The sequence below is a fragment of the Pantoea sp. SGAir0180 genome, assembly GCF_043546245.1.
Genome location: NZ_CP028072.1, coordinates 277,989 through 284,990, shown reverse-complemented (window position 1 = coordinate 284,990; position 7,002 = coordinate 277,989). Strand labels below are relative to the sequence as shown.

Sequence of the window (7,002 nt, the reverse complement as noted above, 5' to 3'; positions counted from 1 at the left end):
GACGTATCCTTTATCACGTTTTGCGGATGAATAATGTTGCTCAAATGTATGGCAGCAGTAACAGATAAGTTATTCTTAATATCTAATTAAGTGAAGGTGTTCAAAAGGTGCTAATTTTTTGGGGCAAAAAGGCATTTCTTTTAACCCTAAACTCTCTGACGCGTTACACTGCCGCCTCTATCGTGTACCCGACTATCGCCGTTCAGATGATTAACGCCACCCATTATAATCGACAACGTTTTACCGCCTGTCTTGCGATACTGGCGGTGCTGCTGTTGTTCATTGCACCGATGGTATCCAAAAATCTGGCTGAACGTCGTGACGCGATGGCGATGTCCGACATGTCGATGCTGGATCAGCATAACGATATGATCATGGCCGACATGCCGATGGGGGATCACCATAGCGATATGGCCATGGGCGATCACAGCATGATGATGAGTGCCTGTGGTTATTGCGATCTGCTGGTCCATATCCCCTTTATGCTATGGGTGTTTATTCCGTTCATCTGGTTAATGTGTTTAATTAGCCGGGCCCCACCGACTCCCGATACGTTTTGCCCCCTGTTACCGCGCCACAAGCGGGTTTACCGGCAGCGCGCCCCACCACTGCAAATGCGCGCCTCAGCTTAATGTGATCTTTTCTTCTTCGTCATCCACGAAGAAGAAAAGCCCGGTATTCTCGAAATATGGAATCGCTATGAGTGTTTCACAAGAAATAACATCGCCGCCGCGCGGCACGGTACTGAATGTTTTGCGCCGTTTGCATTTTTACATTGGCCTGTTTATTGCGCCGTTTATTTTTATTGCGGCATTAACCGGCACGCTTTATGTCCTGACGCCACAGATAGAAAACGTAATTTATAAAGATGCGTTAACCGCGGAACCTGTGGGTGCCGCTCAGCCGCTGTCCGCTCAGATTGCTGCGGCGCGGCGATATGTTGGTGATGCGCGGATTTATGCGGTACGGCCTGCGCCCGGCGCTCATAACACCACTCGCGTGCAATTTACGGATGCACAGTCAGGCCCATCAGAGTCACGCTCTGTTTTCATCGATCCTTATACGCTTCGCGTCAAAGGTGATATGACCGTATACGGCACCAGCGGCGTGTTACCTCTGCGGATGTGGCTTGACCAGATGCATCGTGGACTGCTGCTGGGGGATGTTGGCCGCAACTACAGTGAACTCGCGGCGTCGTGGTTGTGGGTGGCGGCGCTGGGCGGGATCGTGTTGTGGTCTGGTACCCTGCCCCGGCGTAAGGTAAAAACGCGCAAGACAGGTTTTGCACTGACACGATACTGGCATATTACGCTGGGCCTGGTGTTATCTCTGGGGTTGATCTTTTTCTCCGTTACGGGATTGACCTGGTCGCAGTGGGCCGGGAGCAATATTGATAAAATGCGTAGCGATCTTGGCTGGCTGACACCGCAGGTCAGAACGGCGTTAAACGGGGCTGCACCGTCTGCGCCTGCCGATCCCCACGCCGATCATCATCCCGACATGGACGGCATGGTGATGGAGACTTCAATGCCGGGTCATCATGCCAGTATGGCCGCCGTATTCAATCAGCCGGACGCGGACTGGGACAGCGTTGAACACGCCGCGCGCCTGGCCGGTTTACACGCTGCTAAAATTGAACTGCGCCAGCCCAAAAACCCTGACCAGGCCTGGACGGTCAGTGAGATAGAGCGTCGCTGGCCGACGCAGGTCGACTCGGTATCCGTAAATCCGCATGACTTCAGCATTGTTGATCACGTTGAGTTTGCCCGTTTCCCGCTGGTCGCAAAACTTACGCGCTGGGGCGTGGATGCGCATATGGGCGTGCTGTTTGGCTTACCCAATCAGTTGCTTCTCGCGTTCTTTGGTTTTGGTTTATGCGCCATGATCGTGCTCGGCTACCGCATGTGGTGGATTCGACGCCCGGCACTACCGCAGGCCAATCCAGTGCAAACGCTGCTCGCGGCCTGGCTCGCGTTACCCCGCTATCTTCAGGGCTCAAGCCTGATTCTCGCCCTGGCTCTGGGTTATGCGTTGCCGCTGATGGGCGTCAGTTTAGTGGTCTTTGTGCTGCTGGATCTGCAACGCTGGCGTAAAGCGCAGCGTGCGGTACGTCAGGTGGTCGCTACGCCGGAAGATCAACAATCGCCGCTGGCGATTGTGCAGTCCCGTTTTGCAGTAAAGCGTAAAGAGATGCGCTATTTCCTGCGCAGTGTCGCTATTCTCGCCATCATTGTCGGAACGGTGATGGCTCGCGCCATGGTGAGTGGTGTGATTGAGCAATACAATATTCCGTTCAGCGACTGGACCACGATGATGTATATCACGCAGGCCTTGATGATTTTGCTTTATACAACAGTGTTTACAGGCTTAATGTCCATTCCACTCTGGTACTTCTTCCTGGGTGAAAGCGACGAGCAAGGTAAATAAACAATGTCGCCCGCTTTTAGCGGGCGACATTGCTGTCAGGCATAATAACGTTTTGTCCGTTCAGTGATGATGGATAACATGGGCACGTTGTAGCGCATGTTTAAACTGCCGCACATCCTCGCGTAACCAGTGACGCTGCGTCAACGGCAGATGCTCCAGCCCCTCAGGCAACGGTACCCCATATAACGCCCCACGATTGCAAAGCGCTCTGACCAGGCTTGTTTGCGAAATACCCAGATAGGTCGCCATTTCGGGTAATGTCATAAACTCTGCATGCATGTTCACCTCCCAACCTGTCGTTAATGCTGCATTTTTGTTCAATTCAGGGCGGTTCTTATTGATCTGCGTCATATACACGCATTAAACAGACGAAAGAGGGAGAAAGTTGCTAAGCTGGAAGTTCTGCTTAAGACAACATGAGAAGACCACGTGCAACGTTATGGATTGATGGTGCTTTTTCTTTTTTCCTGTTGGTCTCATGCTCACACATTTACGATGGGCAAACCTGTTCCGGCCGTTTCTGTCGCAGATAAAGGTGAAATGCAGTTACGCAACGGTCAAATTCACTACCAAACCTGGAACAGTCAGTCACTTACAGGAAAAGCCCGTTTACTTATTCATGTGGCTGGCCGGTTATCGGCTAAAGAGCAGTCCGCAGGCCTCATCAGCGCCATTCAGCAGGCCAGTCTGCCGGAAAAGACCTTTCAGACAACCACCATCGTTAATACCGACGATGCGCTGCCGGGCAGCAGTATTTTTGTGATTAACAGCATTCGCGCCAGTAAAAAAGCGTCGCCGTGGCAGCAGTTCATCATTGACAGCAGTGGCCTTGCCCGCCATCGCTGGCAGCTTAAACCGGGCGAGGCGGCGGCAATTGTTCTTGACGCACAAGGCAATGTGCAATTTGCCAAAGACACTCCTCTGAGCGCGGATGACATTTCGCAGATTATTTCGCTATTGCGGACGCTGACGCGCTGAAGAACGATCCAGGTGATTAAGAGCTGTCCGGCAGAGGGCAGTGACGGAGGTTGATGAATTTCCCCTCTTTTCTTAAAGCTCAACTAGTATTAATTATATGGGTTTAGCCCCAAAAAAACTGAAAACCCGAACGGTAAAAAAACGGGTAGCCCTGCCAACGATGCTCTGGCAGTTAAAGTGTCTTTTAAAATGGCATCGCACGTTTTAGCGTTGTCGTAAATGTATCCGTTAATAAGGACAGCCCGAATGACGGTCTGCGCAAAAAAACACGTTCACCTTACTGGCATTTCGGCTGAGCAGTTGCTGGCTGATATCGATAGCCGCCTTGATCAGTTACTGCCGGTTCAGGGTGAGCGGGATTGTGTGGGTGCCGCGATGCGTGAAGGCACGCTGGCACCGGGCAAACGTATTCGTCCGATGCTGCTGTTATTAACAGCGCGCGATCTTGGCTGTGCGATCAGTCACGGGGGATTACTGGATTTAGCCTGCGCGGTTGAAATGGTGCATGCTGCCTCGCTGATTCTGGATGATATGCCCTGCATGGACGATGCGCAGATGCGTCGGGGGCGTCCCACCATTCACATGCAGTACGGTGAACATGTGGCGATTCTGGCGGCGGTCGCTTTACTCAGCAAAGCGTTTGGGGTGATTGCCGAGGCTGAAGGTCTGACGCCGATAGCCAAAACTCGCGCGGTATCGGAGCTGTCCACTGCGATTGGCATGCAGGGTCTGGTTCAGGGCCAGTTTAAGGACCTCTCGGAGGGCGATACCCCCCGTAGCGCCGATGCCATACTGCTAACCAATCAGTTTAAAACCAGCACGCTGTTTTGCGCGTCAACGCAAATGGCGTCCATTGCGGCCAACGCGTCCTGCGAAGCGCGTGAGAACCTGCATCGTTTCTCGCTCGATCTCGGTCAGGCCTTTCAGTTGCTTGACGATCTTACCGATGGCATGACCGATACCGGCAAAGACATCAATCAGGACGCAGGTAAATCAACGCTGGTCAATTTATTAGGCTCAAGCGCGGTCGAAGAACGCCTGCGACAGCATTTGCGCCTGGCCAGTGAACACCTTTCCGCGGCATGCCAAAACGGCCATTCCACCACCCAACTTTTTATTCAGGCCTGGTTTGACAAAAAACTCGCTGCCGTCAGTTAAGGATGCTGCATGAGCCATTTTGCGGTGATCGCACCGCCCTTTTTCAGCCATGTTCGCGCTCTGCAAAACCTTGCTCAGGAATTAGTGGCCCGCGGTCATCGTGTTACGTTTTTTCAGCAACATGACTGCAAAGCGCTGGTAACGGCCAGCGATATCGGATTCCAGACCGTCGGACTGCAAACGCATTCTCCCGGTTCCTTATCGCACCTGCTGCATCTGGCCGCGCACCCACTCGGACCCTCGATGTTACGACTGATCAATGAAATGGCACGTACCAGCGATATGCTTTGCCGGGAACTGCCCGCCGCTTTTCATGCGTTGCAGATAGAGGGCGTGATCGTTGATCAAATGGAGCCGGCAGGTGCAGTAGTCGCAGAAGCGTCAGGCCTGCCGTTTGTTTCGGTGGCCTGCGCGCTGCCGCTCAACCGCGAACCGGGTTTGCCTCTGGCGGTGATGCCTTTCGAATACGGCACCAGCGATGCGGCTCGGGAACGCTATACCACCAGCGAAAAAATTTATGACTGGCTGATGCGACGTCACGATCGTGTGATCGCGCATCATGCATGCAGAATGGGTTTAGCCCCGCGTGAAAAACTGCATCACTGCTTTTCTCCACTGGCACAAATCAGCCAGTTGATCCCCGAACTGGATTTTCCCCGCAAAGCGCTGCCCGACTGCTTTCATGCGGTTGGACCGTTACGGCAACCCCAGGGGACGCCGGGGTCAGCAACTTCTTATTTTCCGTCCCCGGACAAACCCCGTATTTTTGCCTCGCTGGGCACCCTGCAGGGGCATCGTTATGGCCTGTTCAGGACCATCGCCAAAGCCTGCGAAGAAGTGGATGCGCAGTTACTGTTGGCACACTGTGGCGGCCTCTCAGCCACGCAGGCAGGTGAACTGGCCCGGGGCGGGGACATTCAGGTTGTGGATTTTGCCGATCAATCCGCAGCACTTTCACAGGCACAGTTGGCAATCACACATGGTGGGATGAATACGGTACTGGACGCTATTGCTTCCCGCACACCGCTACTGGCGCTGCCGCTGGCATTTGATCAACCTGGCGTGGCATCACGAATTGTTTATCATGGCATCGGCAAGCGTGCGTCTCGGTTTACCACCAGCCATGCGCTGGCGCGGCAGATTCGATCGCTACTGACTAACACCGATTACCCGCAGCGTATAACAAAAATTCAGGCCGCATTGCGTCTGGCAGGCGGCACACCAGCCGCCGCCGATATTGTTGAACAGGCGATGCGGACCTGTCAGCCAGTACTCAGTGGGCAGGATTATGCAACCGCACTATGATCTAATTCTGGTCGGTGCCGGTCTGGCTAATGGCCTTATCGCGCTCCGGCTTCAGCAACAGCATCCGGATATGCGGATCTTGCTTATTGAGGCGGGTCCTGAGGCGGGAGGGAACCATACCTGGTCCTTTCACGAAGAGGATTTAACGCTGAATCAGCATCGCTGGATAGCGCCGCTTGTGGTCCATCACTGGCCCGACTACCAGGTTCGTTTCCCCCAACGCCGTCGCCATGTGAACAGTGGCTACTACTGCGTGACCTCCCGGCATTTCGCCGGGATACTCCGGCAACAGTTTGGACAACATTTATGGCTGCATACCGCGGTTTCAGCCGTTCATGCTGAATCGGTCCAGTTAGCGGATGGCCGGATTATTCATGCCAGTACAGTGATCGATGGACGGGGTTACACGCCTGATTCTGCACTACGCGTAGGATTCCAGGCATTTATCGGTCAGGAGTGGCAACTGAGCGCGCCGCATGGTTTATCGTCACCGATTATCATGGATGCGACGGTCGATCAGCAAAATGGCTACCGCTTTGTTTATACCCTGCCGCTTTCCGCAACCGCACTGCTGATCGAAGACACACACTACATTGACAAGGCTAATCTTCAGGCCGAACGGGCGCGTCAGAACATTCGCGATTATGCTGCGCGACAGGGTTGGCCGTTACAGACGTTGCTGCGGGAAGAACAGGGTGCATTGCCCATTACGTTAACGGGCGATAATCGTCAGTTTTGGCAACAGCAACCGCAAGCCTGTAGCGGATTACGCGCCGGGCTGTTTCATCCGACAACCGGCTACTCCCTACCGCTCGCGGTGGCGCTGGCCGATCGTCTCAGCGCGCTGGATGTGTTTACCTCTTCCTCTGTTCACCAGACGATTGCTCACTTTGCCCAGCAACGTTGGCAGCAACAGGGGTTTTTCCGCATGCTGAATCGCATGTTGTTTTTAGCCGGACCGGCCGAGTCACGCTGGCGTGTGATGCAGCGTTTCTATGGCTTACCCGAGGATTTGATTGCCCGCTTTTATGCGGGAAAACTCACCGTGACCGATCGGCTACGCATTCTGAGCGGCAAGCCGCCCGTTCCCGTTTTCGCGGCATTGCAGGCAATTATGACGACTCATCGTTGAAG

General features: G+C 53.9%; 7 protein-coding genes. 6 read left to right on the top strand and 1 reads right to left on the bottom strand.

From position 1 onward, the window contains the following. Positions 1-206 precede the first annotated feature (206 nt). Positions 207-632 carry a DUF2946 domain-containing protein gene (locus C1N58_RS21970; protein ID WP_054687897.1) on the top strand — a complete coding sequence of 142 codons (426 nt, stop codon included), beginning with the start codon at positions 207-209 and terminating at the stop codon, positions 630-632. Between the two features lie 67 nt (positions 633-699). After that, a complete protein-coding gene (locus C1N58_RS21965) occupies positions 700-2,427 on the top strand; it encodes a DUF2534 family protein (RefSeq protein WP_394551270.1) in 1,728 nt (575 codons plus the stop codon). A gap of 60 nt (positions 2,428-2,487) precedes the next feature. Here C1N58_RS21965 and C1N58_RS21960 read toward each other — a convergent pair whose 3' ends face one another. Further along, the gene (locus tag C1N58_RS21960; protein WP_033742609.1) at positions 2,488-2,706 is read right to left on the bottom strand and encodes a MerR family transcriptional regulator; all 219 of its coding nucleotides are present in this window, start codon (positions 2,704-2,706) and stop codon (positions 2,488-2,490) included. A gap of 168 nt (positions 2,707-2,874) precedes the next feature. Between C1N58_RS21960 and C1N58_RS21955 the strand changes: the two genes are divergently transcribed. The 4 genes from C1N58_RS21955 to crtY all read left to right on the top strand — a co-directional run bounded on the left by C1N58_RS21955 (position 2,875) and on the right by crtY (position 7,000). Then, positions 2,875-3,405, top strand: a complete 531-nt coding sequence (locus tag C1N58_RS21955) for a YtfJ family protein (protein WP_394551297.1) — start codon at positions 2,875-2,877, stop codon at positions 3,403-3,405. Between the two features lie 246 nt (positions 3,406-3,651). Next, positions 3,652-4,563, top strand: coding sequence for a polyprenyl synthetase family protein (locus C1N58_RS21950; protein WP_394551272.1), 912 nt, complete (start codon positions 3,652-3,654; stop codon positions 4,561-4,563). Positions 4,564-4,572: 9 nt separating this feature from the next. Further along, positions 4,573-5,868, top strand: a complete 1,296-nt coding sequence (locus C1N58_RS21945) for a glycosyltransferase (RefSeq protein WP_394564930.1) — start codon at positions 4,573-4,575, stop codon at positions 5,866-5,868. Next, positions 5,852-7,000, top strand: a complete 1,149-nt coding sequence (crtY, locus tag C1N58_RS21940) for a lycopene beta-cyclase CrtY (RefSeq protein WP_006122049.1) — start codon at positions 5,852-5,854, stop codon at positions 6,998-7,000. The genes C1N58_RS21945 and crtY overlap by 17 nt, the downstream gene beginning before the upstream one ends. Positions 7,001-7,002 lie beyond the last annotated feature (2 nt).

Bases quoted from the DNA above. Each gene is read 5' to 3' on its own strand.
- C1N58_RS21970 (WP_054687897.1), top strand. From the start codon at position 207: ATGATTAACGCCACCCATTATAATCGACAACGTTTTACCGCCTGTCTT.
- C1N58_RS21965 (WP_394551270.1), top strand. From the start codon at position 700: ATGAGTGTTTCACAAGAAATAACATCGCCGCCGCGCGGCACGGTACTG.
- C1N58_RS21960 (WP_033742609.1), bottom strand. From the start codon at position 2,706: ATGCATGCAGAGTTTATGACATTACCCGAAATGGCGACCTATCTGGGT.
- C1N58_RS21955 (WP_394551297.1), top strand. From the start codon at position 2,875: ATGGTGCTTTTTCTTTTTTCCTGTTGGTCTCATGCTCACACATTTACG.
- C1N58_RS21950 (WP_394551272.1), top strand. From the start codon at position 3,652: ATGACGGTCTGCGCAAAAAAACACGTTCACCTTACTGGCATTTCGGCT.
- C1N58_RS21945 (WP_394564930.1), top strand. From the start codon at position 4,573: ATGAGCCATTTTGCGGTGATCGCACCGCCCTTTTTCAGCCATGTTCGC.
- crtY (WP_006122049.1), top strand. From the start codon at position 5,852: ATGCAACCGCACTATGATCTAATTCTGGTCGGTGCCGGTCTGGCTAAT.